This window comes from Ignavibacteriales bacterium (genome assembly GCA_016214905.1).
In the GTDB taxonomy this organism is placed as follows: Bacteria; Bacteroidota; Ignavibacteria; order UBA10030; family SZUA-254; genus PNNN01.
Genome location: JACRMQ010000004.1, coordinates 75,089 through 101,498, shown reverse-complemented (window position 1 = coordinate 101,498; position 26,410 = coordinate 75,089). Strand labels below are relative to the sequence as shown.

The window sequence follows — 26,410 nt, the reverse complement described above, 5'->3', positions numbered from 1 at the left end:
AAATTAAAACCGGAACTCAAGACCAAGTCGATAGGTACGCGGTGTAAGATATCGCGCAGGATTATATGGATATGGACTGACAGGATAAGTCAAATCAGGATAAATAGGATCGTTCGCCGATTGAACGGTTGGGTCACCATATTCGTACGCTCTTCCCGTTATTGGATTGATGATCTGAGAATTTTTTCTGTTTAATAGATTTTGTATCTCGAACGATAACGCGAGTTTCCCGATGTTGATATCAATATACTTTTCAAAATTCAAGTCGATGTAGAACCAATTTTCAGACGTACTGGCATATGGATGTTTATAGTCAGGAATGTAAATTGGCCTACCAAGTAGATCGGCAAAATATGGTGAAAGATTATTCTTATCATACCCGACCAATATTTGCGGTGTATACCGTTTTCCGGATTGATAGAAGAAGCGTACAAACATATTATAATCGTCTAAAATACCTTTGCCAAAACCGAAGAATGGTTCGTTCTTTCTGCAATTAAGATTGAGATTTAAACTTAGCTGAAGAGGTCTATCGAAAATCATAGGAACTTCTTTAATATTTTCTTCGAGACCTAATTGGAGATTATAAACTGCTTCATCGGCGGCGGAACTTTTCCCGGTTGCGATAGAATACGATCCGGAGAATGTACCGCGCAACCATTCGCTGTACCTGCCTTTGAACTCAACTTCAACACCGCGTACGCGGCTGTAATCCTGATTAATATATGTGGTGTATGAACCGCTTGAAAGTCTTGATGCTTGTACACGGACTGAACGTGCGGTGATGTAATCAAATATATCTTTATAATATGCGGTGACCGTAAGAACATACTTGTCGCTCAACTGATTCCGCAAGCCAAGCTCGTATGAGACAGTTGTTTCAGGATTCAGGTTCGGATTTCCTATCGTTTGGAATGTCGACTTCGCGCTTGTTTTTGCTAACTTAGAATAGATAAACTGAGGTCTGGGTAACTTTGAAAAATGACCATAAGAGAAAAATAATGTCTGATTATCGGATACGGGATGTGAAATTCCGATGCGCGGACTTATTCTCGCTTTCCATCTTCTTCCGAACAGATTATATGTTTCATCAAAATATGCTTTCTGAATTTGCGGAGACACATTTATCGAATCAGATGGAAGATTTAATGTTGAATCGACAAATTTTCCGGGGAACCAATAATCGAATCGCAAACCAAAATTAAGTATCATTCCTTTTAACACAATATTATCCTGAGCATACAAAGCTCCTTGCGCAGGTTTGACCTGATAAATATCGTAATTCAAACCGAGTGGTTTATACCAAGGGGCGACAAGATCGATCATTTGCATATATTGAAATCGTGCTTCAAAACCGGTTTTAAATTTATGCTTTTCGGTGAAATGATTCGTTAAATCTCCTTTGAATGTATACTCACTCAAATAATGATCGCGCCATCGCGTAGGATTTCCAAGATCGTAAAAACCATCACCGGGTATTACACCGATTGTATCTCTGTTTAAATTATAATATTCGATCGGAAGTGTAATAATATCTTTCGGTTCCGTATAATATTCATAAGATTTTCCGTTCGCATCTCCGCGAACATGAGCGGTGTACCGGCTGAATTTCAGTTCGTAAAATGTTTTTGAACTGAGAGTGTGCGTGAAGGATAACGAGTGCTGAATATTCCGTTGGGCAAATGTATTGGAACTATCCGGAATGTTCTGAAAATCAAATTGATATCCGGGATTTGGTTCGACACGTTCCAATGTCGCCTGAACTGTTTGCGAATTCTGATCGATTGCTATTGAACTTGAATATCCATAAGAAAGTTTCAAAGTAGATGTAGGTTTCCATGTCAATTTAGTTAACCACGACCAATTGTTACTACGACGTGGGGACAGGAATGTTTGACCGGGGAAGAATGATGAATAAAGTTGCTTCGGCACCCTACTTTCATAACCAACCGGCTTTCCACTCTGCAATTTCTCCACCCATCGTGTATAACCATCAGCAAAATTGGCGTAGAAGGTCCCGAAGAAACTTACCGTCCCGGGAATGTTCAAATTAAACATCGGCAGTATCTGCGACGTTATCGGCTCGGGTCCGCTTAAGCTCAGTTCATAAATATCTGTGTTACCGTTAGACAAATCATTTTTATTAAATCCCAAATTATCGCGACGGTATCCTGCAGAACCTGAATATTTCGTAGATCCCTCTTTTGTTGTAATGTTGACAACGCCTGAAGTTGCCTGTCCGTATTCCGCGTTATAACCCCCTGTAATAACTTCTACTTCTTGAATTGCCCCGGGGCTGAGTTGTAAGCCGAAACCTGTTCCACCTAATGCGTCTTGAACAGAAATACCATCCAACAAATATGAATTCTCGTATGTGCGTCCGCCTCTGATATGAATTTCATTATCCGATTGAACAACACCCGCCTGCATCGAGACAACATCTTTTACCGTTTGAACAGCTGCGACTTTTATATCTTCACTCGATATTGATCTGGTACTTTGGGTTTCTTCGATATTGAATAAAGGCTTCTCGCCGATGATAACTACTTCCTGTCCCAGGCTTAGAACAGTTTCTTCCATTTTAACATCCATTGTAGTAGTTTCACCAGCCGTTACTTTATAACCTGTGAACTGGACTGTTTTATAGCCAAGCAATGATACTTCAACTGTATATGTTCCCGGATTGATGTTGGTTATCGTGAATGTACCATCGAAACTGCTCACCGCTCCGTAATATGTTCCTTTCACGGTAATGTTAGCGCTTGGCAATGTTTCTTTTCCCTTCATATCGCTGACTGTTCCTTTAATCGTCCCTTTACCTGTCGTCTGCGAAAATGAAATCAATACTGAAGACAACGATATCAACAAAATAAAAAATATCTGATATTTAATTTTAGCATTGGTCATTGCGCAAACTCCTTCAGGAGGATATGTTCGAAGAACGGTTTTAAATAACCTCCGTCCTCATTGACAGTGGGATTCCCATTCAGCAGATGAAGTGGAAGAGCCACAAATACGAAATTTTTTGTTCCATCAATCACAGCAAGATCAATATAACCTTTTGGTTGCGTTGTCCAAGTCAAACCACCGTTAGTGGTTCGCATTATCACCGAACCGGTGCCTGTGCAAATACCGATCTCCGGCGATAAAAATTGAACCGAATTAAGATGTTGAGTAAGCCCGATTCCCAAACCAGATTGAGAAGTCCAAGTTTGTCCACCGTCGGAGGTTACGAAAAGAATTCCATCTCTGCCCGATATCCACCCGTTATTTTGATCCAAGAAAAAGATTGAACGTAACTGGCCTGAAAGACCCGGTTGCGGATTCCACTGGTCTCCTCCATCGGTTGAACGCAATAATGTACCGTTCGCACCGATCGCAAAAACCGTTGAAGAATTCAAATACCGAACAGCATACAATGTACGGTTTGCCGGACCTGTTGTGTGCCACGTAAGACCGCCATCTGTCGATTTGATTATCACACTATCTCCTACTGCAATAGCGTTCGAAGCATCATAATAATCAACTCCACGCAAAGTTTTTCTTGTGCTGCTTGAGTATGAATCCCATTTTACTCCGCCATCGGTCGTACGTATCACGAGTCCGTGGGAACCAACGATCAATCCGGCGGATGAATTTATAAAATCAACAGCCGCCAAAGTTTCGTAAGTAAGAATTGATTGACTCGTCCAATTCATACCGCCGTTATTTGTACGAAGAATTGTACCGGAATCTCCTACAATAGTGCCATTCAGATTATCGAAGAGTTGGATGGAATTCAAAGTATATTGAGTTCCGCTCTTTTGTGGACTCCATGTGTCTCCACCAGTAGTAGAGTTGAGAATTAAACCCGATGTTCCGCAAACGGTCATCGCACCGTTCGTGATCGCGACAGATTTTAATTCATTGAGCGCTTTCGTATAAGAATAACGCTTTGGAAGTTGTTCATCTTCTTGAAGATGATATATATATCTCGCGTCTGCTCTACGGTATATAGGTCGAATGTAAACTAAATGACTGTATTTATCCAGATTAAATCTTAGTGGCGGATAAATGTTATCGCTTTCAGATGAATCCGGAATCAGCATCGACCCTCCTAGAACGCGAGAATCTCCAAACCGAGGTAACTGCAGAGGAAAGCTTGCAAGATTGACAGCGCTGATGCTGTCTAACGGAGCGAAGTCGTTTATAACATTTAATGGATCAGGTCTGTATTCAAATGATGTAGAGAATATCACTCTACCTTTATGTCCATCAAACAAAGTGCTGTAATAATGGAATAAAGAAAATTGAGCGACCGGTAAGCTTGGATAAACATCGGTGTACCAGAAAACATAATCAAAAAGAAACAATGTATATGTAAAAGCAGGGTCGATGAATGGTGGTACGAGAACACCGTACTGCGGATTGGCTCTGCCATCCGAAGCATCTTTTTTCTGTTGAAGAGTTACTCCTCTTCCAATATTCAATTCGTCATAATTGCTGACCGTTCCGGATGGAAGAACTATATTCGAAAATGTTTTTCTGTATGTATTTCTTGCGATTGTACTATCGCTATTATTATAATCGATGATCCCTAACAATTTTGTTTGCGGTTTTTTAACGAACCATTTCTTACCCGGATCGGGAGTCCTAATAAACGGACTGTAATCGCCGGCGATATCTTTTCCCCTAAGATAAAATATATTTAAACTATCGAGTTTTAATCCGCGGATCGTACCGATTTTTTGTCTCTTCAAAAATGAACCGCTGTAAATATCAGCATCGACTTCACCGCTTGATGCATCGCTCCTACTGCGCGGTACATAAAGAGTTATTAGTGAAATGTAATCATTTGATAATCTAAAATCATTACCGGGAACTCTGATATTGTTCGCATTTAGAGTAACTAATCTGGTTGTGTCATTCAAATCATTTAATGCTATCTGATATTCAACAATAGTTTTATCACCATCAGGATCTGTTCCCACCCAGGCGAATGTAACTGCTGTGTAAGTCGTTTCGGGCTGTGCCATCGGTACAGTCGGATTCGCAGGATTTGGAGAAAACACCACAGTTGGTGGCTGATTCAGAGTGGGCATATCGAGTGTAGCGGCTGTCGGATCAAGCGAATTAGCCGGAAATGTTACCTTAACATCGTTTCCATCAAATGAACCATTTTCATTTTTATCCCAATATGCGTCACCATTGACAAATCTTATCAGCGCCTGGTCGTCGAGTGAAGTGGCCAAGTTATTATCCACTGCTTTTACAGCGACATAAAATGTTTGCCGCTTACGCTCTAATGGGAATGCGATGATCGTATCTTGTCCTTCTCTCCATCTCCAACCTATCTCATGAAGCGGATCAATAATCCCTGTAGAATCATAATATCTGACAGTATCGAAAGAGAATAAATAACCTTTGATTACTCCATCTGGATCATCCCCCCACCATTTTATATGCTGTTTGCTCGTACCATCGGCAAGTGTTGAATCGGGGAAAAGCCAGAGAAAAGTATTTGGTGATTTATTTGCCAACGGGTTATCCGGTACATTTTTGGGACATCCTGTTAAGAGCAGTAGCAATATAGGAATTGTAACAAGAATCGGTTTCATATACATATTTATTTAATAATCATAAATTTACCGCGTTTAACATCGCCTGACTCTTTATCTTCTACCGTAAAGAGATAAAGACCGGTTGCAACAGCTTGATCATAGCGAGTGATTAAATCCCACGCATGTTCGCCACCCGCAAAGTTCGCTTTGTTATTCGGATCGCCAAATTGATTGAACCATTCAATTCCGTCACCCCGATAAGTTCTTGCGTCATGTTCGAGAATAGTAACCACATCTCCGGCGAGTGTATAGATACGAATTTCACATCGGGCCGGAAGATTGTAGAAATAGATTTTACGTAACCGTTCGCGCGTTGCATCCCAATAAGCATTAACATAATACGGATTTGGATACACACCGATATTTATTGATTTATCTGAAGTCGGTTTTGTGCCCGGAATAATCCTGTTCCACGATTTGGAGCTTTCTAAACTTGGAACATTGTTAACTGTGTCGCCTCGGTCGAACGCCGAAATTCCATAGAGATATTGCCATCCGTTTAAATGTTTTATTTCAGCACCCGCAGGTGGAAATCTGTAATAATATTTTACCGAATCACCCGGAAACGTTATTGGAGTATCGAGGGCAATCCTATTTAAACCGGTATCATAACCGATGCTGTCTTTAATATCGAATTCACCCACTGTCGATAAATTTAATAAAAAATCTTCGTGATTCAGGAAATCCGATCCTGTATTCGATCTGTAAATTCTATATCCTTCAAAATCTTTTTCTCCGGTTACCGGGTCTATTGAACTTTCTGACGATTTATCCCAGTATAAAACTACGTTCTGATCGTCAACCTCTGCGTGTACTCTGGGTCGTCGCGGCGGCGCCGGAAGTAAATAACGTGTGATTTTATTATCCGGCTCGTAACGAAGACCAAGTGAATCGCGTGTTGCGATATCTTCATCTTCATCTAAAATATTATTACCATTGGTATCTTCACCGTTATATGCTTTTTGTGCCCAACTTGCGTTGGTGTACAAATTTTTTCTTTGAATCGGCAAATCGTTACTTGCTGCTGCCGTCCCGAATTTTTTCGCACAAACAACGGCGAACACAACCTCAACAGAATCGCCGGGATTAAGACGGTTGAAAGGACCGGTAGAAATAAGATAATTGTATCCATACTTTGCCGGAATTCTTGTTCTTAATCCGCTCAACGCAGATGTATCCATCATCGTTTTTAAACGAGTATATCTGCTTAACGAAGGAACATCTGAATAATCATATTGAGGAGAGTTATAAGTTGGATCTGTGCTTTCTAAACGGTATTCCCATGCATTGTAAAATGTTTGATTCTGTAACTGTCCTAGTGAATCTATTCCGAATGGAAATGGAGTTGTACCGAGAAGTTTCATCCCTAGATAACTATCGGCAGGTGGTCCGCCGGGAGTGCCGCTGAAATCGAATGAATAAGCCATACGGTTTGCAGGATCAAATCCGTGTGCGGTATATAGAAAATACCCTGGCGTTCCGGGCCTCACTAAATTAGTATTCCGCACAGGTGCATTCACCCATATACCAACATATACAGAATCTAATGTATCTGCCACACTCGCATTAGAAATGACATAGCGAAGGATTACAAAAAAGTCGGCAAACGGAAAATTCCATGAATAACTTTCGTGGTGCACCTTCAACCCCAACGGGATATGATTGGTGATGGTATCTCCGGTAGTCGGAACACGCGTGAACTTGTCGGTGTAATCTGAAACGAAATCCTGATGACTGACTGCCCCAGCGGAAAATTGCGCGGAAATTGGGCGATCATCAGTTAAAGTAGAAAGCTCGGTTATCGAATCGGTGATCGTGGAATTGTATTCATACCCGTCAATTAGATGTTGTAGTGATGACCGTGTTGTCCGGTCGCTTGCGGCGGTAGATACTAAAATCTGACCATTCCTTGAATCGAGCGGATCGAATGTTTTCATCTGAGCACCAATCCAAATCCCACCTTGATAGATATGTTCTATTCGTGACCCACGCGGATACTCACAAGAAGGTTGTGTGGGCCAAAAACTGTTTCTGGTTCCTAACGTCCCAAAATTAGTTATTGTTAATCCAATGTTACCAACGCTTGTAAACTTTCTTTCAACGTCGACTGATGGTTTATTTAGGATCGTTTCCTCTTGGGAATAAGCAGAAAAAAAAGAAATTATCAGGAGGATAGGAACAAAACTATTGCGGTAATTTTTTAGTAATCTCATTATAAGAGTAATCGGTAGATGGTCGTTTAATGAAGCTTAATATATATTATTTTTTCGAAAAACTCAAAACTCGATACATTTAATCTAAATAGGATTGAAATGACTCGATAAAACTTTTGGCTTTTTCGTGGATTTCACTTATATTGAACCCAGAACGGAAAGGTGCAAGAGTGGTTGAATTGGCACGCCTGGAAAGTGTGTGACCGTCAAAAGCGGTCCGTGGGTTCGAATCCCACCCTTTCCGCATGTATCATGTTTATGTTTTATGGAGCGATAAGCTTAAAAAACGATATATCGGTTTCACAGAAGACCTTAATAAGCGTTTCAAAGAACATAATGCTGGTAAAACAGATTTCACTAAATCAGGTATTCCCTGGATAATTATTTATCATGAGACATACGAAGATAAATATTCAGCCAGGAAGAGAGAAATCTTTTTGAAATCTGGACGAGGAAGAAAATTCCTTGATGGAGTATTATCAAAAGCGGAACATGGGTTCTCAGCCGAAGGCTGATCCGCCTCTGGCGGAGAATCCCACCCTTTCCGCAAGAATTATAGTTATATATGCAGAGAGAAAATCTCAAGATGCATTAACCCGAGTAATTTTTCAACTTATATGAAAAAATTACAAATAATATTTCTATTATATGCACTCCTTAGTAACTTCACTTATTCTCAACAATCCATTGTCCACGCTATCACGATTGATGGTGCGATCAATCCGGCGTCAGCTGATTATATTCATGATGCGATCACTCATGCGACTGAAAACAACGCAGAATGTTTAATAATCAATTTGAATACACCCGGAGGGCTTCTTAAATCTACACGTATCATAGTGTCAGATATTTTATCTTCACGTATTCCGATAATTGTCTATGTATCTCCGGCAGGATCACAAGCCGCCTCGGCTGGTGTTTTTGTAACTCTCGCCGCTAATATCGCGGTCATGGCACCCGGTACGAACATCGGCGCCGCGCATCCGGTAACTCTAGGTGAGCAAAAAGATTCAGTGATGATTGAAAAAGCAACGAATGATGCCGCTGCTTTTATCAGAACTATAAGTGAAAAACGTCATCGGAACATTAAGTGGGCTGAAGATGCAGTTCGTAAAAGTATTTCAATCACTGAAAAAGAAGCAATAAATTTAGGTGTAATAGATACGATTGCGGTGAGCATTCAGGAATTATTAAAATTAATCGATCACAAAACTATTGAAACGGCAAGCGGTGTAAAAACTTTAGAAACAAAAGATGCGGTCATAACAAATTTCGATAAATCATTTCAACAAAAAATATTAGATATACTCTCAGATCCGAATATTGCATACATTCTGATGATGCTCGGTTTTTATGGATTGCTATTCGAACTTTATAATCCCGGATCAATTTTACCCGGTATAGTAGGTTTTATTTGCATTGTGTTGGCTTTTTACTCAATGCACACCCTGCCGATAAACTATGCAGGGCTCGCATTAATCTTATTTGCAATTGTTCTCTTTCTTTTAGAAATTAAGGTCGTTAGCCACGGATTACTGACCATCGGCGGAATTGTATCTTTATCATTAGGATCGATAATGTTATTTCAAACAAGTTCGTTTATAGAAGTCATATTTGTATCTTGGGAAATAATATTGATAACAATTCTCCTTACTGTTGCATTCTTCGTATTCGCGATCGGTATGGGGATAAAAGCACAAAAACGAAAAACCACAACCGGCATGGAAGGACTCATAGGCGAAGTCGGTGAAGTATTTAGTGATTTACAACCTGAAGGATTAGTAAAAGTTCATGGCGAAATCTGGAAAGCAATAAGCCGTGCGGAATTCATAAATCAAGGGTCCAAAGTTCGAGTTGAAGAAATAGAAAATTTAAAATTAAAAGTAAGAAAAATTGATTAGATCATTTTAACGGAGAGTACCATGGAAACTGTATCAGTATTTCTTGTCGTAATAGTCTTATTCGGTGTTATAATTTTATCGAATGCCATTCGCGTGTTGAGAGAATATGAACGCGGTGTAATTTTCAGATTAGGCAGATTAATGGGTGCAAAGGGTCCCGGAATCATATTCCTGATACCTATTATCGATCGGATGGTGAAAGTAAGCTTGAGAACAGTTGTATTGGATGTCCCACCACAAGACATCATCACCAAAGATAACGTTTCCATAAAAGTCAATGCGGTTTTATATTTCCGCGTGGTACAACCGGAGAAAGCCATAGTCGAAGTGGAAAACTTCCTGTTTGCCACATCTCAACTCTCGCAAACTACTCTCCGGAGTATTCTGGGACAATCGGAGCTCGATGAACTTCTGGCACAACGAGATAAAATCAATCGCATGTTACAACAGATTATAGATGAACACACCGAACCATGGGGTATCAAAGTATCGAACGTCGAAGTGAAACAGATCGATCTTCCAATTGAAATGCAGCGGGCAATGGCGAAGCAGGCAGAAGCCGAGCGTGAGCGGAGAGCGAAAGTTGTTCATGCCGAAGGTGAATTCCAAGCAAGTCAAAAACTTTCGGATGCGGCAAGAATTATCAGCGAGACACCAATCGCATTACAATTACGATATTTGCAAACGCTCACAGAAATCGGTGCCGATAAAAATTCCACAATAATTTTCCCATTACCGATGGACATCATCGAACCGTTCCTCGAGCGTGCGAGAAAATCGTGATTTCGGAATACAATGAACGAACTTCTTTACGGTTCTAACCCTGAAGAAAAAATCGTTGCAGTTCATCCTTCAAGCGATCGCTCAATGCGGCTTTATAAACGTATTGACGATAAAATCGTTTCGGAAGATGCTAATTTTTATCCTTTCTTCTTTATTTCAAATTCTGTCTATTTAAAAAACTTTCCGCATAAGCATTGGATAAAAGAATTAAGCGGCGATAATTATTTTCGTTATCTTGCCGCTTTTTCATGTTGGTCGGAAATGTGGAATGGAGTTCACTACGTTTTGAGTAAGTATAACGAGAACGCTCCATCAAAGATAAGTAATTACCACGAACTTCCGGTGATACATCTACGTACCGACCCAGTTGCTCAATTTTTAAAGCAAACGGGTAGAACACTTTTTAAAGGGATGCTTTTTTCTGATTTGCACCGGCTTCAAATCGATATCCAGATTAATATTAAAAGCGGAAATAAAACATGGAATCCGATGCGCCCCGAAGATCGGATTCTTGTAATTACTCTCAAAAGCAATTTCGGTTTCGAGAAAATATTAACATGCCGCCGTAAATCTGAAAAAGATATCCTGATTGAATTCACCAAAATTATCAACGAGATTGATCCCGATGTTATTGAGGGATACGACCTTTATAACTATGTCTTACCGTATATTTCATCGCGGTGTGAATTACATGATATCGAATTCGCTATCGGGCGCGACGGTTCTGTCCCCAGGTTTCTTGAAAATAAATTTTCATCCCATGATAGGTTTACTGAATATTTTTCCATAGAAATTCATGGTAGACATGTTATCGATATTTTGCATCTTGTACAGTTGCATGCCGACCGGCGAATTTCCCCGGCGGATTTATCCATAAAATCGATCTCGTCTTCCCTTGGATTGTCACCCGAGATCAGGACACATTTGAATCCGATACAGGTAAGCCGGGTATGGGACACTGAACCGGAAACAGTAATAGAGAATTCAAAAAACAATATTAATGAGATTGCTAAAATATCTTCTCTTCTTTCTTCAAAACTATTTCTCTTGACACAAATTGTTCCTTTTAATTACGATACAGTTGCAAGGACAAATATATCCACAAAAATCGAATCGATTGTTTTGAGAGAATATATACGTCAGAAACATTCTGTTCCCAGACCATCGACCGGCAGCACCTCAATCAAGAATTACGAAGAGATATTTTATCAAGGAATATTTGAACCTGTGATATGCCTGGATATCGAGTCAATCTTTCCCAATCTCATGATGGAAAATAATCTTAATTTCAAGCATGATAATTTGAATGCATTTCGTGAGCTACTGAAAACTCTTTTCGAAATAAAAAAGGATATGGAAAATGACCTTTCAATAATGAATTCGGATCATTATTCCGTAATCACATCATTAATAAATACGTTTTATGAATACACCGGAAATCCGCGGGCTTTATTCAATGATTTTTCGGCGCACGATTCGATTACAAACCAAAGTATCGAATTGATTCAAAAATTAATAACTCTCATCAATGATCGCGGAGGAACTGTCTTAATGATCGACTCAGAACAGGCATATATTGTTCCGCCCGCATCAGTTAGTGATATCGAGGAAGAATCATTGTTCGTGAGTAACATCTCAAACGAATTGGGTTGCGTTATTTGCATTACCATCAAGAACAGATTCAAACGAATGTTCAGTTATAAAAAAAGAAATTATGCATTAATCTCTTACGATGACAAGATCATACTGAAAGGATCGGGATTTACATCGCGTAATCTGGAACCATTCGGTCGACATTTTATCAGGCAAGCTGTTGAGGCACTTTTGCAAAAAGATTTTCGAAGGTTGCATCTTATTTTTTGTGATTACAAGAATCGAATATTACATCATAAAATACCGATCCGGTTACTATCAAAAACAGAAATATTGCGGGATAATGCGGACGAATATAGTAATCTCATTAAATCGGGAAGAAGAAATAAAACTACAGGATACGAAGTTGCACTCGCGGCCGGATTGAATTGGAAAAGTGGAGATGTAATTTCATACTATGTCGCCGGAGCGACAGAATCCAGGAGAGAGACCGAGAAGTTCAAATTGACTGAGGAATGGGATGTCAATTCACCGGACGAAGATGTTGATTATTACATTAAAAGATTGAACGAGTTTGCAAAAAAATTTGAATTGCTTTTTAATGAAGAAGATTTCCAAAATATATTTTCAGAATCAGATTTATTCGGATTTTCTCCTGCCGATATCAGATTACAATCCCGAATCGTTGAATCTGAATTTCAAACCAGGTACGAGGAGGAGCCGGAACAACAATTCAGCGAACCTCGCATTTTGCTTGACGAGGAATTTTCCGAATAATTAGTTTTTATTCTTTTTCGCAATCCAATCTTTAACGTACGCGACAATATCCAGGGTGGATGCACCGGGTGTAAATAACTGACCAACACCGAGATTCTTTAAACTTATGATATCCTGTTCAGGAATAATTCCGCCACCGAACAACAAAACATCTCCGATACCTTTCTCTTTCATTAAATTAAGTATCTTCGGAAATATCGTCATATGCGCACCGCTTAGTATACTCACACCGATAGCATCGGCATCTTCCTGGAGTGCAGCTTCAACAACCATCTCGGGTGTTTTTCTTAATCCTGTGTATATAACCTCCATACCGGCATCGCGGAGTGCCGCCGCAATAACTTTCGCACCACGGTCATGTCCATCAAGCCCGACTTTTGCAACAACTACTCTTATTTTATTTTTCATAAAGAACCTTTAGAGTAAACCTAATTCTGTTTGGAATTTTTCTATTGCAAGATAAAACTTTGTGAGTGGAAATCCAACTACATTGTAAAAACATCCATCAATTTTCTTCACAAAAACCGCACCGTAATCATCTTGAATACCATAAGCACCCGCTTTATCTAATGGAGAACCGGATCGGACATATTCTTTTATTTCATCATCGAAGATTTTTCTGAACGTTACATCTGTCATTTCATAATCCGAATAGATTTTATTCGAAGGTCGATCGAGTATCGTAAATCCCGTGAACACTTTATGTATCCGGTCGCTCAATAAACCCAACATCTTAATCGCATCATTAGCATCTTCCGGTTTCCCTAAAATTCTTCCATCAAGAACTACTATCGTATCAGCGCCGATCACAAATCCATTCTCCACTTGCTTACCAACAGCAATAGCTTTTTGCTGTGACAGTATTGTTACATGCTCGATAGGTATCTGGATGTGGTCGATATCTTCATCAACACCACTTTCAACAACATCGAATTTTAGACCTAATTGCTTAAGTAATATCTGTCGCCTCGGTGAGCGCGATGCGAGTATAAGTTGTTTTTTGATTATCATCATTTATCACATTAAAAAAAAAGAGCGGGATAAAAATCTTCGCTCTTTAGAGATTTTAAATCTATTTTGTTTTCTTATCTGAACATCGCCTTGATGCTACCCCAGGTTCTCCGCACACCAGAGACGTTATGATCGACAGTTATCGGTGGTTCATTAAGCGCCGGGAAATAACTTTCTCCGGTTGTGAATTTAACTTTAATACGATAACAATAAACCGTTGTAATTTTTTTGAAAGCTGTGTTATCAACGAATTCATATATAGCAGGACCTGTAGGATTGAGTGCTGCAATAGCGATAAACCCGCTCTGAGGATTAGTGCTTCTAAGCACTTCATAACTGATAACATTTGATTCGTTTTCGCTGACCCATCGGAGCGTGACATTAACACCATCACTCACAGCATTCATTGATCCAGATTTAATTACATCAGCAATCGTAATATTTGCAGAGAGAATCAGTAAGATGAAATAATATTGAAAACGTGGTATTTTCATGACATTCGAAAGATAGGAAACAAGCATCACAAAGTCAAGCATTATTTTATTAATGGTGTGCGCGAGGCGAGACTTGAACTCGCATGCCCTTCCGGGCGCCACCCCCTCAAGATGGTGTGTCTGCCAGTTCCACCACTCGCGCAAAATCAATCGAAAAATCAAAATTTCAAAAGAAAATATTTCTTTTCAATTTTAGGTTTTAATTTTTGGATTGGTTTGTGAGCCCGGTTGGAATTGAACCAACGGCCCTCTGCTTAAAAGGCAGATGCTCTACCCCTGAGCTACGGGCTCTAAATGACCCATTATTCAAAAAAATCTAAATGGGCTTAAAAATATAAGAAAAATATTCTGAAGTAGCAAGGAAACAATTAAAATGGGGAGAAATGCTGTTTAAAAGACCGAATGGTCGTCTGGGAGCAATTTTTACTGATATTACATTAAATTATAACAATCTATAAAAAAGTTGCCAATCGCTGAATAATATCAGTCAATTTTCGCTTTGATTTTTGTTCTTTCACTTTTGATGAGGAAAGATAGTTCAGAAGAAAAATCGGAACATACCAATATATAACTGATACGATTGAAACGATTAAGATTATTATCACGATATCATTCATAATTGCATTTGAAAAAAGGTTAAGATAAGACAACTTATAACTGGAATATATTAAGGAGTTCTGAGTACGAAGAATGTGCGCTAAGCCACACACCTTGAATTTCCCTGCATGCTTTTCCCGTTTTTGCTTACAGTTTTGTCCTGTTTTTAACTGTTTCTTTCCACCATTTCACTCCATCTCCCAGTTCAGAGTGTATTAAAAATAGAACCTCAGAAATTTAACTGATATATGACATTTTTATCTATTTGACACTTGACAAATAGACATTTTTGTCGTATTATAAAAACAGAGAGTTCTAAATTCTGAGTGTTAAGTAAATTCACACATATCGCCAAAATTCAAGACATTGCTGAATTCAGCATCATTGCCCGACAGTTTCAAAAACAACCGGCTAAGCTTCATTTACTACACGGGCATTCATCTGTATTTACCGTCGGGCTTATTATCGGCAGTGCAACACAACAGCCAATTGCAGTAATCGATGGCGCGGTGCGATTCAACAGCTACACACTCTCGAAGGTTGCGGCCTACCTTGGCATTCCGGCGAAAGTCCTGCTGCATCGAACGCACGTAACCCGCGCGTTCACCGCATTTCAAACAGAGGCGGCAATCACCACAAAGCTTCCACGCTTCCTTGCAACCCATCATTGCCAAATTGTGGTCATCTTGGGACTTCTGGACACGTATTACGATGAACAGGTAAAGCCACACGAGTGTCAGCAAAGTCTGCATCGAATTTTGCAAACACTTAGAGAACTGGTTAAGCAAAATCATCATATTCTCATCGCCGATATTGAAGTGGCAAACCCGCCAAAAGGCAAAGAGAACATCTTTAAACTTGTGAAAGACGCAGTGGATGATGCGACAATTTTAGATATAACTGAAAATGGATTTCGATTGAAAGAAGAAAGGAAAAAACAATTATGGGACGAAACAACGATACATTCACGCTAGTCATCGACAAAAACAGAGATGCATGGAGTAAATTTCGCAGAGGATTAAGAAAAGAAGATCAACAGTTATTTGATGAACTATGGCGCGCACCAAAACTTCACCTCGCTGCCGGAGCTTTCATCGCAAACGAAGTACCGATGGAAACAATTTTAATGGCAATGATGCTTGAAATGTATAAGAAAATGAAATTACTTGAAAATAAATTAGGCATCGGAAAAATGAAGTCGGTTTCATGCGAATGGAAAAATGGATTATTGGAAGAACAGAGTGATCAACCAATATCCGTTGCCGGCGATGAGTTTAGGGCATAGAGCAGAGAGTAATTTTTAGAGAGTAATTTTTTTAGTTTTACATTTTGACTTAATCTTATGACAATTCAGCACTCACAGTTCACCACCCACTATTTACATGGTTATTTCTTCGACCTCTATCCTATCCGCAACGGCATGGTTATCTGGATAATCGGCGACAACGGAAAAGCATACAACTGCTTTGATCCGTTTCATCCATCATTCTACATGAAACTTGGAACTTCCGACATGAAACGGTTATTGACTCTGGCACAGCGTTTCAAACTTCCAGTAACAATAGGAAGAGAAAAGAAATTGGAATTATTTTCCGGCGAAGAATGGGATGTAACAAAAATCACCGTCCACAATCCGCTTCAACTGAACAACTGCGTCTGGACGCTTCAGAAATATTTCCCACACTTTGTTTTCTATAACAGCAATATTCCCGTTGCGCAAATGTATTTATACGACCGAGAGGTATTTCCTCTCGCTCGTTGTAAATTTCGCATAGACGAGAACAACATACTTAAACAGATTATTATTGAAGATAAATTCGATGCCTGTAATTATCATGTACCCGATCTGCGGATCATGAAATTGCAGAACACGGAATTTTCAGCAAAATTTTCCCGTTCACTGAATCTCGAAATCGGTTACGAAGGCAGCACATACGCCATCGAGCAAAATGATCCGGCGGAAGTTCTTAATTCTATCAACTGGCACTTATACAATTACGACCCCGACCTCATAATTTCCGATTGGGGCGATGCCACACTCTTTCCAACACTTCTTAATGCATCAATAAAATGCCATATCCCTCTTTTATTGAACCGCGATCAATCACAGGGGTATTTCCATACCAAAGAACGAAGTTATTGGACGTATGGACAAGTAATCCACCGTGATGCCGCGTTTATGCTGGCAGGACGATGGCACATGGATTCTGAAAATAGTTTTATCATGGGTGAATCTGACATTGAAGGTGTCATCGAGCTTGCAAGACTTACGCAGCTTCCTATGCAAAAACAGTCACGCGCGGCTATCGGCACAGGACTGGCAAGCATGCAGATGAGTTACGCGTACCGAAACAACATCCTCATACCTGCTGAAAAGAAAGAAGGCGAAGATTTCAAAACTGCCGATGAATTATTACTGAGCGACCGTGGCGGACTCGTTTTCATGCCCGAACTCGGCTATCATGAGAATGTTGCCGAGCTTGATTTTGCCAGCATGTATCCAAGCTTGATGGAGATGCATAACATAAGTCCTGAAACAATTAATTGCAAATGTTGTTGCAACAACAAAGTACCGGAACTTGGTTACACGATTTGCGAAAAGCGGCGCGGCATAGTACCGATAACACTTAAACCTGTTCTCGAAAAACGTGCTTACTACAAAGCAAAGAAAAAAGCGGCAACAACACTTGCCGAGCACCAAAAATACGAACGCCGTCAGAATGCGCTGAAGTGGATGTTGGTTACTTGCTTCGGTTATCTTGGATACAAAAACGCGCGCTTCGGACGAATTGAAGCGCACGAATCAGTGAACGCTTTTTCACGCGAAGCTCTTCTCACAGCTAAAGAGATCGCTGAGGCAAATGATTACCACCTTATTCACGCTATCATAGATTGCATTTGGCTGAAAAAACCGGGTGCATTACATTCAGATTACGAGAAGTTAGCCCAACAGATCAAAAATGTAGTTGGAGTTAATATTTCTCTGGAGGGGATTTACAATTGGATTCTTTTTCCAAGCTCGAAGATTGATCCCGGTATTCCGGCAGCGCAAAAATACGTAGGTTGGTACGATCATGGTGAAATCAAAATGCGCGGTATAGAAACACGGCGAAAAGACTCACCGCCCTACGTTAAAAAAATGCAGGCACAATTGCTTGAGATGCTTTCTGAAGCAAAAAGTATTTCCGATATTCACGAATTAGTTCCTGAGCTTTTGCGGGAAGCAGAATTTTACCTTCGCAAGTTACGTAATGGTAATGTTGATCCAAGAGAGTTGGTGCTCAGACGTAGAGTTCAAAAAGATGCCGGCGAATATGCAAACAATAATGTCAACGCGATGGTGGTTCGTGAACTTGCGCAATTTGGTGTAAATATTCAAGCGGGAGAAGTAATTGAATATGTAATTATCGATCAAACGGGAAAACGCGATCCACAAAAAGCGAAAAGCTTATTAACCTATCAACACGAAGACGGATATGATATTGAAAAATATACCGAACTGTTATTTAAAGCGGTTGAAACCCTTCTCTCTCCTTTTGGATATGATCTTGCGAAATTGGAAAGTTATTATAAAGTTGTTAAGATTAAGAAGCGAAAACCGGTTTTATATTTAACCACCGATAGTTACGAAATACCACAGATGTTTATTGATATGTGATTGTTAAAATTGTGTTGTTAAAAACAAATATTCCAGATCAACACGACATGGATCGCAGATCAGTATAAATAGTTTTAAACCAATAAAAAACCCAGCCATAACAAGCTGGGTTTTTTGATTTTGAATAGAAAGATTTCTATTTATTTACAGGTGTGGTTTTACTGCTTTGTGTCACTCTTCTCCCATTCTTCACGAGTAAGTGATTTAACAGGATCAAGTTTATTATTAATGAGAATCGTGTTTAAATCGTCCAGTTCTTTTCTGCTCCAGTCATCAAATTCCTTCACAACATCTGCGAGTTCCTTTTTGACCGCATCTGCACGTTCAACCTGCGTTTGCGAAGGACGGCCTTCATAGTTTACAACACTACTGTAGAGATCGACTAAAAATTCACGAAGCCGCTCTTCACCGGTAATCATTCCGCCTTCTTTGGTAGCGACAATCTTTTTCCTGAGTTCTTCCACTTGTCCCGATGCTTTATGAAACTGTTGACTAAGTGCGGCATTTGATGAAAGTTTCGATGCCCGCTCTTCGAGCGCCAAACGGACACCATTAATCCTATCGACAACATACGTCATATCATTCAACATACCTGCAAGCTTCAACGAGAGATCAAGTTGTGATTGTCTATCAAACGCTGTGTGTTTTGACCGCGGATCAGGAACAACCGTCAGTTTGGTAGAATAAACTTTTTTGTCTTTGGTCATCTTAACGGTATATTCTCCAGGTAACACGCGCGGACCAACCGATGCACCGAAAGCGGCTGTTGCAGCTGTTGGAGCTTTGGGTGGTTTCATCCGCATCGACCATGTCATCCGACTCAATCCTCTGCGCTTACTGCTAGGAATGGTTCCGAGCAATTTCCCATTCTGATCGAACACTTCGATCTTCAGATCGCCAAAGATATGGCGCTTCTTCTGATAATAGGTAATAGTTGCATCATCTGTAGAATTTGGGCCAACAAAAGCAGCGTCTCCGTTCGCCCAACCACCACCGGCTGGAATTCTTTGGATAGTCGATTCAGTTGTTATGAATGCAACGTCTTGTGCCAATATTTCCGGAGTCAATGCCCGCAACGGTGTGATATCATCGATGATCCAGATTCCCCGGCCGTGTGTTGCTACTACCAGATCGTTATCCCGAGGGTGGATTACCAAATCGTGAACTGCCACATTCGGAAAGTCACCACCTTTATACTGTGCCCACTGAATTCCACCGTCGAGTGTAATCCATAGACCGAATTCTGTCCCTAAAAATAAAAGATCTTTGTTTACTAAATCTTCTTTGATGACATGCGCGAAACCGCGAACCGCTGACTCCAGAGGAACAACTTGAGACCATGTTTTTCCAAAATCATTTGTTTTAAAAACATATGGTCGCATATCGCCGAACATATGCAGATCGAATGTTGCATAAGCGGTTCCTTCGCTGAGATGGCTCGGTTCAATTGAAGATACCCACGCATATTTCGGTAAGCCCTGAATATTTCCTACAACGTTCGTCCATGTCTTTCCTCCATCATGCGTGAGTTGAAGGTTACCGTCATCCGTTCCAACCCAGATGAGGTTAGAATTTAGCGGTGATTCCGCAATTGCGAAAATTGTTGTGTGCATCTCGGCTGATGAGTTATCAACTGTAACACCACCTGAAAGCTCCTGCTTTTGTTTCTCCGGATCGTTGGTTGTCAGATCTGGTGAAATACGTTCCCACGTCTGCCCCTGATCGCGTGAGCGGAACAGAAATTGGGCGCCGAGATAAACGGTTCCATTTTGTGTTGGACTAATATGAATAGGCGTATTCCAATTGAAGCGCAGCTTCCCTTCTTTATACTGTGGAAGTGGTTTGATATTGCGAATCTCATGAGTCTTACGGTTCACACGTCCTATCTCTCCTCCCTGAGCTTCCGCATAGATATAATCCGGATCGAATGGATCAACGAACATCCAAAAACCATCACCACCATACATATTTTCCCATTGATTATTAGTGATACCGCCAGGATACTGCGATGCACCTACCCAGGAACTGTTATCTTGTAATCCACCATAAACATGATATGGTCTGTCCATATCAACGCTGACATGGTAGAACTGAGAGATAGGTAGGTTATCACCCTTCCACCACCTGTTGGCACCATCGTATGAGTACCACATGCCGCCGTCATCACCGGTAATCACGTGGTCTGTATTGTCCGGATTTATCCAGACATCGTGAAAATCGCCGTGAGCCCCACCAGATATTCCACTGAAACTTTTACCACCATCTGTGCTCATGATAAGCGGTCCGTCAGTTTTATAGATTTTTTTCTCATTCTTCGGATCAACGATTAGGTTGGCAAAATAAAATGGTCGCCAGAGCATACTCTGACTGCGGTCGAGTGCTTGCCAAGTTAAACCACCGTCATCAGAACGATAAAGACCGTTCTTTGGCGGCTCGGCCTCTATGAACGCGTAAACAACATTAGAATTTGATGGAGCAACCACCACGGCTGGTCTCCCCCATGGTTTAGATGGAAGACCTTTCGCATTCGCATCTGTTAGTTCTGTCCACGACGCTCCACCGTCTGTTGTTTTGAACAGACCGCTTCCACTGAAAGCATTTGCGTTTTCACCACCTGATCGGAATGTCCATCCTTTCCTCCGGAAATCCCACATACAGGCATATATTGTTTTAGGATTTTGTTTGTCCATAGAAAGCATTGCGCATCCAGTAGAAAGATTTGCACCCTTAAGTATCTTAGTCCATGTTTTTCCTCCATCGGTGGTTTTATAAACACCACGTTCATCGCTGTCGCTCCACAATTTTCCGGTTGCCGCAACATAAACAACATTTGCATCGGTCGGATCAACAAGGATTTTTGCAATACGCTCAGATTCTTTCAAACCCATATTTGTCCAGTTTTCACCACCATCGGTAGACTTGTAAACACCATCACCAATCGAAACGCTGTTGCGTACCCAGGATTCTCCGGTCCCGACCCAGATAACTTTTGAATTCGTCGGGTCGATCGTTACGGCACCGATTGATTGCACCGGCTGTTTATCGAATACCGGTTTGTAAGTAGTACCACCATTTACTGATTTCCACACCCCACCGCTTGCACTTCCGACGTAGAGTGTCAATCGTTGTCCTTCCTGCACAGCATCGAACGCTGATATACGGCCACTCATTGCTGCGGAACCAATATTGCGTGCACCAAGTCCGGAAAATGTCTCCGGATCAATCTTTACAGGTGGTGTTTTTTGCTGCGCTTGTAGTGTAACAACGATAAGTAAACTAATCACGATTGCTTGTATTATACAGGAATATTTTATCTTTCTCATTTTCATTTCCTTATTGTATGAAATTATCTTTCTTAAAATTCAATCACCGAGAGGTCTGTTGAATTTATTTTCAAAGTAGTTTATTTGCCCTGAGTTGAATTAGATGGAGCATCTGGTTTCATGAACCGGTCATCTTTAATAGGAATATTGACTTCGATTTTATCGTATGTTACTTTGGATCTATCCTGGCTTCCCTTCGCGTTAGCTTCAAATGAAAATGGAAGATACCATCCATCTACCTCCTTATAATCCCCGAGTGATATTTCATACTCACGATCTTCACCGCGGATAGTCCTCTTAATCCCAATCTTAATCGGTACGTAATAATCAGTGTCCATGTAATAATAATGAACATCACCGCTCGCCAGTTTCACTTCAAGTTTAAGTGCGTCCGTTCCCTCTACAGGTTCCACACCGACTAATTTTACAGTATTCCCTTTTTTCTGATAATCGACGAGTGGTCCATCAAAATCAGAGCTTTCGATTATTTGTTTCATTTCCTCCTCACCAAGGGATTCCGGATCCCGTTTACCCGACCATGGTTCTATCTTCCATCCGGTTTTCCCGTCATACACATTTACTCCGGTCATTCCCTGTATGGTAAATTCTTCCCTTACAAGATTCGGACGTTTATTCTCCGACCGGATTGCGGCTTCGAATCCACCACCTCCGATAAATTTACCCGTGCGGACGAGTGTCTTTGCCGCCTGGATATTCTTCGATCCTCCCACCGTTTTTATATATTTTGTGATAATTTCGTCTGCTGTCTGAGCCACGAGAGTCGCAACCGGTAAAGCAATTATCATTAAACTTAATATTAATCTTCGCATGATTATCTCCTTTGTTGTATTGAATTATGGTTGTTTTTTTGACACACCATTCTTCAAAGAATACCTACCTTTTTGATTGATCGGTTGAAAAATTGTGTACATCAATCATCTTTATTTAGTCGAATATAAGAAAGCCAACAAAATTAGAAATTTGCCGGTTCCAATTATTCGAGTAAAGATGAAAAATGTTACAATTAACCGAATTAAGTAGTCAATTGATTAGCAGTCTGGAAGTCTGGTAATCTCTCTGATTCGTCACCAATTTTGAGTGAAAAGTAAGAACATTTCTCTCATTCAGATTGGATTAAATATTTGGAACATTCATCACATTCGTCATATATTTTTTGATTTCAACCGCAGTGAATTTGTCACAACACTTACCGAACTGAATGCCATCGCTCCAGCCGCGAATGTTGGATTTAACATCCCAAATGCTGAAAGTGGAATCCCGATAATATTATAAACGAAAGCCCAAAACAGATTTTGTCTTATAGTTCTCAACGTCGACTTGGAAAGTTGAATCGACCTGGCTACACTTCTCAGGTCATGTCTCATAATTGCAATGTCGGCAGTTTCAAGCGCAACATCTGTCCCGGAACTCATAGCAATGCTCACATCTGCCTGGGCAAGAGCAGGTGCGTCATTAACTCCATCGCCAACCATGGCAACGATCTTTTTTTCTGATTGCAGATTTCGAATATGCTGCGCTTTTAAATCCGGAAGAACATTGGCAATTACCTTCGTGATACCAACTTCTTTTGCAATAGTTTTCGCGGTAGTTTCATTGTCACCGGTCAGAAGTACGACATCTATCCCAACCTTATGCAGTGATTGGACAGCTTCTTTAGACGTACTTCGAATCTTATCAGATATGGAAATGATACCCGCTAATATTTTGTCAATGCCAACATATACAATAGTCTTTCCTTCACTTTCAAGATCTTTAACAATTTTCTCTGCATCAACAATCCTTATAGAATATTTTTCAATGAATGCTGAATTTCCTATAATAATATTCCGTCCATCCACATCACCGATTATACCATATCCCGAACTGGAAAGAAAACTATCCACGGTAGACAATTTCATATTTCTTTGTTGAGATAGTTCTACTATTGCTTTCGATAGCGGATGCTCGGAATTATGCCCGACCGATGCAGATAACCGCAAAACTAATTCTTCCTGAAAATTATTAAATGTTCTGATATTTGACACTAAAGGTTTTCCTTCAGTTAGCGTTCCGGTTTTATCGAATACAACGACATCGATATTCCCGGCTCGTTCTAAACTTTCAGCATTTTTAATCAACACTCCAATTGAAGCACCTTTTCCCGTTCCTACGATAATCGCAGTTGGTGTTGCAAGTCCTAATGCGCACGGACAAGCGATAATTAGTACAGCAATCGAGTTAATCATCGCAATATTAAATTCAGCACCAACCATAAGCCAGATTATAAAAGTGATAATTGATATTCCAAGAACGACGGGAACGAATATTCCGGCTATTTTATCGGCGAGCGATTGAATCGGTGCTTTCGATCCTTGCGCCTCTTCAACCAATCGAACAATTTGAGATAGCACCGTATCTTTTCCGACCGCGGTGGTTCGGAACTCAATGCTTCCCGTTGTGTTTATCGATCCACCGATTACTTTATCGGAAACAGATTTTGAGACAGGAATACTCTCGCCGGTCATCATCGATTCATCGATTGAAGTTTCTCCTTTTTCAATTATACCATCAACCGGAATTTTCTCTCCGGGACGAACCAGAATGATATCTCCTGTGATGACATCATCAATTGCAATCTCGAGGTATTCATCATCTCTTTTAACTCGCGCTATTTTTGGTTGAATCGACATTAACTCTTTCATGGCATTGGATGCACGCTGTTTCGCACGTGCCTCGAGAGTTTTCCCAAGAAGAATAAGCGTGATAATTGTCGCCGCCGTATCAAAATATTGATGAGGTTCGTGTCCCGATTGAATTACCCAATTAGGAAATAATACTGTCATTGAGCTATAGAGATAGGCAACTACGGTACCGACCGCAACAAGCGTGTTCATGTCGGCATCAAAATGTTTTGCAAGTTTCCAAGCAATTGAAAAGAATCTCTTCCCAGATACCAACATCACAATGGATGTCGCAATGAACAGAATTTTATTGATTCCATTCATATCCAACAGTGAGATATTCATGAACCAGTCGGTCATACTTACCATACTAATGAACATGATTGGCACTGTTAACACTGCACACAGAATAAATTCTTTTTTAAGTTTGGAATAGAAATCAGAAGATTTTGAGCCCTTGGATGCGACCACCTCATCAAGGATCAACTTGTAGCCTGCATCTTCGACTGCGGCAATTAGTTGTTGTGTTTTTGCTATTGACGAATCAATCGTTATTGTCACTTTCTCTGTAGCCAAATTCACATTCGCAGACTCGACACCGTCAATATTCTTTAATACTTTTTCAACACGGCTGACACAGCTTGCACACGTCATACCTTCAACCGGAATAATCAATGTCTTGATATTTGCTTTCATGCTTTCAAAAGTAGTCAAACAATTTATTTTCGCTATTACTGAATAGAGACAACATCATAACCGGCTGTTTCAATGGCTTTAGTTAATATTTCCTTGGTAGTGTTTGATTCTTCAAGTTCAACTACCGCTGAACCGACTCTTACATCGTTTACTTTTATGTTTGGTATTTTTAGTAATTCTTTTTTTAAGGAATTCACGCAATGCCCGCAATTCATCCCATTGATGATTAATTGATAAGTCTTCATGGCTTCTCCGCATAAACTGTAATACTAAAAATTCCAAGGTGGCTTCTTTTAAAATCTCTTATTTGTTCAACTGTTAGAATTTTCGCAAAAACCTCGTTGGGTATATCAATCTTCTTTTCTTTTTGAATAACAATATTACTAAATCCGACTTCCTTGATTATACCCAAGTATTCTTCTTTCTGAACAGCACCGGAAATACAACCGGCATACAACGAAGCCTCATTACGCAGATCATCTGGAAGTTCCCCTTGCAAGACAATATCCGATATGCTAAAATGTCCACCGCTTTTAATGATTCGAAAAGTTTCTTCAAATGCTTTTTTCTTATCAGGTACCAGGTTCATCACGCAATTACTTACAACCACATCAGCAGTGTTATCCTCAATAGGCAGTTTCTCTATATCTCCAAATCTGAATTCCACATTCGTATAACCTAACTTTAAAGTATTTAATCGTGCTTTTTCTATCATCGCCTCGGTCATATCTATTCCGATTACTCGCCCAGTCTCACCGGTTAGAGATCGGGCAACAAAGCAATCATTGCCAGCACCTGCACCAAGATCAACTACAGTATCACCTGACTTAATCTTTGCAAATTGAGTAGGTAGTCCGCACCCAAGAGCAAGATCAGCTTCTGGAAGATAACCGGGAAGTTTCGTATAATCATCTGCCATAATTGAAAACTCGACATTGGAACAATCACACCCGCTGCCGCAACACGAAGATTGGTTTTGAATATTCGATTGCTGTGCTATAGCTCCGTATTTCTCTTTAACCATTTTTTTAATTTCTTGTTCTGTCTTCATTTCATTTCTCCTTCTAGGTTTGGTCGCAATAA

Annotated in this window: 18 protein-coding genes and 3 tRNA genes; 8 read left to right on the top strand and 13 right to left on the bottom strand. The window is 40.2% G+C overall.

The genetic code is table 11. The features are described from left to right. Window positions 1–3: 3 nt before the first annotated feature. The 3 genes from HZB59_02150 to HZB59_02140 are packed head-to-tail and all read right to left on the bottom strand — an operon-like array spanning window position 4 to window position 7,813. Window positions 4–2,907 carry a TonB-dependent receptor gene (locus tag HZB59_02150; protein MBI5020212.1) on the bottom strand — a complete coding sequence of 968 codons (2,904 nt, stop codon included), beginning with the start codon at window positions 2,905–2,907 and terminating at the stop codon, window positions 4–6. Then, window positions 2,904–5,597 carry a hypothetical protein gene (locus HZB59_02145; protein ID MBI5020211.1) on the bottom strand — a complete coding sequence of 898 codons (2,694 nt, stop codon included), beginning with the start codon at window positions 5,595–5,597 and terminating at the stop codon, window positions 2,904–2,906. The genes HZB59_02150 and HZB59_02145 overlap by 4 nt, the downstream gene beginning before the upstream one ends. An 8-nt stretch (window positions 5,598–5,605) precedes the next feature. Beyond that, a complete protein-coding gene (locus HZB59_02140) occupies window positions 5,606–7,813 on the bottom strand; it encodes a hypothetical protein (GenBank protein ID MBI5020210.1) in 2,208 nt (735 codons plus the stop codon). A gap of 156 nt (window positions 7,814–7,969) precedes the next feature. Here HZB59_02140 and HZB59_02135 point away from each other — a divergent pair. The 5 genes from HZB59_02135 (at window position 7,970) to HZB59_02115 (ending at window position 12,867) form a co-directional block, all read left to right on the top strand. Beyond that, window positions 7,970–8,057: transfer RNA gene (locus HZB59_02135), tRNA-Ser, on the top strand. Between the two features lies 1 nt (window position 8,058). Beyond that, the gene (locus HZB59_02130; GenBank protein ID MBI5020209.1) at window positions 8,059–8,328 is read left to right on the top strand and encodes a GIY-YIG nuclease family protein; all 270 of its coding nucleotides are present in this window, start codon (window positions 8,059–8,061) and stop codon (window positions 8,326–8,328) included. Between the two features lie 102 nt (window positions 8,329–8,430). Beyond that, entirely contained in the window at window positions 8,431–9,714 is a 1,284-nt protein-coding gene (locus HZB59_02125; protein ID MBI5020208.1) for a nodulation protein NfeD, read from the top strand. A gap of 21 nt (window positions 9,715–9,735) precedes the next feature. Beyond that, complete coding sequence (locus HZB59_02120; protein ID MBI5020207.1) at window positions 9,736–10,497, top strand: slipin family protein; 762 nt, start codon at window positions 9,736–9,738, stop codon at window positions 10,495–10,497. Window positions 10,498–10,509: 12 nt separating this feature from the next. Continuing rightward, window positions 10,510–12,867, top strand: coding sequence for a hypothetical protein (locus tag HZB59_02115; GenBank protein MBI5020206.1), 2,358 nt, complete (start codon window positions 10,510–10,512; stop codon window positions 12,865–12,867). Here HZB59_02115 and HZB59_02110 read toward each other — a convergent pair whose 3' ends face one another. From HZB59_02110 to HZB59_02090, 5 genes are all read right to left on the bottom strand, one after another. Beyond that, window positions 12,868–13,275, bottom strand: a complete 408-nt coding sequence (locus HZB59_02110) for a cobalamin B12-binding domain-containing protein (protein MBI5020205.1) — start codon at window positions 13,273–13,275, stop codon at window positions 12,868–12,870. It abuts the gene before it with no gap. A gap of 9 nt (window positions 13,276–13,284) precedes the next feature. Continuing rightward, window positions 13,285–13,878: a septum formation protein Maf gene (gene maf, locus HZB59_02105; GenBank protein MBI5020204.1), complete on the bottom strand. Its 594-nt coding sequence runs from the start codon at window positions 13,876–13,878 to the stop codon at window positions 13,285–13,287. Window positions 13,879–13,952: 74 nt separating this feature from the next. Next, window positions 13,953–14,372 (bottom strand): hypothetical protein, encoded by a 420-nt coding sequence (locus HZB59_02100; protein ID MBI5020203.1) that lies wholly within the window; start codon window positions 14,370–14,372, stop codon window positions 13,953–13,955. 58 nt (window positions 14,373–14,430) lie between these two features. Further along, window positions 14,431–14,514 (bottom strand) — tRNA-Leu (locus tag HZB59_02095). Window positions 14,515–14,591: 77 nt separating this feature from the next. Beyond that, window positions 14,592–14,663, bottom strand: a tRNA-Lys gene (locus HZB59_02090). Between the two features lie 632 nt (window positions 14,664–15,295). Here HZB59_02090 and HZB59_02085 point away from each other — a divergent pair. The 3 genes from HZB59_02085 to HZB59_02075 are packed head-to-tail and all read left to right on the top strand — an operon-like array spanning window position 15,296 to window position 18,627. Next, window positions 15,296–15,943, top strand: coding sequence for a hypothetical protein (locus HZB59_02085; GenBank protein MBI5020202.1), 648 nt, complete (start codon window positions 15,296–15,298; stop codon window positions 15,941–15,943). After that, window positions 15,913–16,254 carry a hypothetical protein gene (locus HZB59_02080; protein MBI5020201.1) on the top strand — a complete coding sequence of 114 codons (342 nt, stop codon included), beginning with the start codon at window positions 15,913–15,915 and terminating at the stop codon, window positions 16,252–16,254. Before HZB59_02085 ends, HZB59_02080 begins: the two co-directional genes overlap by 31 nt. 57 nt (window positions 16,255–16,311) lie before the next feature. Beyond that, window positions 16,312–18,627 (top strand): hypothetical protein, encoded by a 2,316-nt coding sequence (locus tag HZB59_02075; protein MBI5020200.1) that lies wholly within the window; start codon window positions 16,312–16,314, stop codon window positions 18,625–18,627. 158 nt (window positions 18,628–18,785) lie between these two features. Here the strand turns inward: HZB59_02075 and HZB59_02070 are convergent, their stop codons facing one another. The 5 genes from HZB59_02070 to HZB59_02050 form a co-directional block, all read right to left on the bottom strand. Then, window positions 18,786–21,950, bottom strand: coding sequence for a sialidase (locus HZB59_02070; GenBank protein ID MBI5020199.1), 3,165 nt, complete (start codon window positions 21,948–21,950; stop codon window positions 18,786–18,788). Between the two features lie 80 nt (window positions 21,951–22,030). Continuing rightward, window positions 22,031–22,780 (bottom strand): hypothetical protein, encoded by a 750-nt coding sequence (locus tag HZB59_02065; GenBank protein ID MBI5020198.1) that lies wholly within the window; start codon window positions 22,778–22,780, stop codon window positions 22,031–22,033. Window positions 22,781–23,113: 333 nt separating this feature from the next. Continuing rightward, window positions 23,114–25,327, bottom strand: coding sequence for a copper-translocating P-type ATPase (locus tag HZB59_02060; GenBank protein ID MBI5020197.1), 2,214 nt, complete (start codon window positions 25,325–25,327; stop codon window positions 23,114–23,116). A gap of 35 nt (window positions 25,328–25,362) precedes the next feature. Further along, window positions 25,363–25,572, bottom strand: coding sequence for a heavy-metal-associated domain-containing protein (locus HZB59_02055; protein ID MBI5020196.1), 210 nt, complete (start codon window positions 25,570–25,572; stop codon window positions 25,363–25,365). Further along, window positions 25,569–26,378, bottom strand: a complete 810-nt coding sequence (locus HZB59_02050; protein MBI5020195.1) for an arsenite methyltransferase — start codon at window positions 26,376–26,378, stop codon at window positions 25,569–25,571. Before HZB59_02050 ends, HZB59_02055 begins: the two co-directional genes overlap by 4 nt. Between the last annotated feature and the right edge of the window lie 32 nt (window positions 26,379–26,410).

What these genes read in the sequence shown, in the direction of transcription:
- HZB59_02150 (MBI5020212.1), bottom strand. Translation starts at nt 2,907, where the DNA reads ATGACCAATGCTAAAATTAAATATCAGATATTTTTTATTTTGTTGATA.
- HZB59_02145 (MBI5020211.1), bottom strand. Translation starts at nt 5,597, where the DNA reads ATGAAACCGATTCTTGTTACAATTCCTATATTGCTACTGCTCTTAACA.
- HZB59_02140 (MBI5020210.1), bottom strand. Translation starts at nt 7,813, where the DNA reads ATGAGATTACTAAAAAATTACCGCAATAGTTTTGTTCCTATCCTCCTG.
- HZB59_02130 (MBI5020209.1), top strand. Translation starts at nt 8,059, where the DNA reads ATGTATCATGTTTATGTTTTATGGAGCGATAAGCTTAAAAAACGATAT.
- HZB59_02125 (MBI5020208.1), top strand. Translation starts at nt 8,431, where the DNA reads ATGAAAAAATTACAAATAATATTTCTATTATATGCACTCCTTAGTAAC.
- HZB59_02120 (MBI5020207.1), top strand. Translation starts at nt 9,736, where the DNA reads ATGGAAACTGTATCAGTATTTCTTGTCGTAATAGTCTTATTCGGTGTT.
- HZB59_02115 (MBI5020206.1), top strand. Translation starts at nt 10,510, where the DNA reads ATGAACGAACTTCTTTACGGTTCTAACCCTGAAGAAAAAATCGTTGCA.
- HZB59_02110 (MBI5020205.1), bottom strand. Translation starts at nt 13,275, where the DNA reads ATGAAAAATAAAATAAGAGTAGTTGTTGCAAAAGTCGGGCTTGATGGA.
- maf (MBI5020204.1), bottom strand. Translation starts at nt 13,878, where the DNA reads ATGATAATCAAAAAACAACTTATACTCGCATCGCGCTCACCGAGGCGA.
- HZB59_02100 (MBI5020203.1), bottom strand. Translation starts at nt 14,372, where the DNA reads ATGAAAATACCACGTTTTCAATATTATTTCATCTTACTGATTCTCTCT.
- HZB59_02080 (MBI5020201.1), top strand. Translation starts at nt 15,913, where the DNA reads ATGGGACGAAACAACGATACATTCACGCTAGTCATCGACAAAAACAGA.
- HZB59_02075 (MBI5020200.1), top strand. Translation starts at nt 16,312, where the DNA reads ATGACAATTCAGCACTCACAGTTCACCACCCACTATTTACATGGTTAT.
- HZB59_02070 (MBI5020199.1), bottom strand. Translation starts at nt 21,950, where the DNA reads ATGAGAAAGATAAAATATTCCTGTATAATACAAGCAATCGTGATTAGT.
- HZB59_02065 (MBI5020198.1), bottom strand. Translation starts at nt 22,780, where the DNA reads ATGCGAAGATTAATATTAAGTTTAATGATAATTGCTTTACCGGTTGCG.
- HZB59_02060 (MBI5020197.1), bottom strand. Translation starts at nt 25,327, where the DNA reads ATGAAAGCAAATATCAAGACATTGATTATTCCGGTTGAAGGTATGACG.
- HZB59_02055 (MBI5020196.1), bottom strand. Translation starts at nt 25,572, where the DNA reads ATGAAGACTTATCAATTAATCATCAATGGGATGAATTGCGGGCATTGC.
- HZB59_02050 (MBI5020195.1), bottom strand. Translation starts at nt 26,378, where the DNA reads ATGAAGACAGAACAAGAAATTAAAAAAATGGTTAAAGAGAAATACGGA.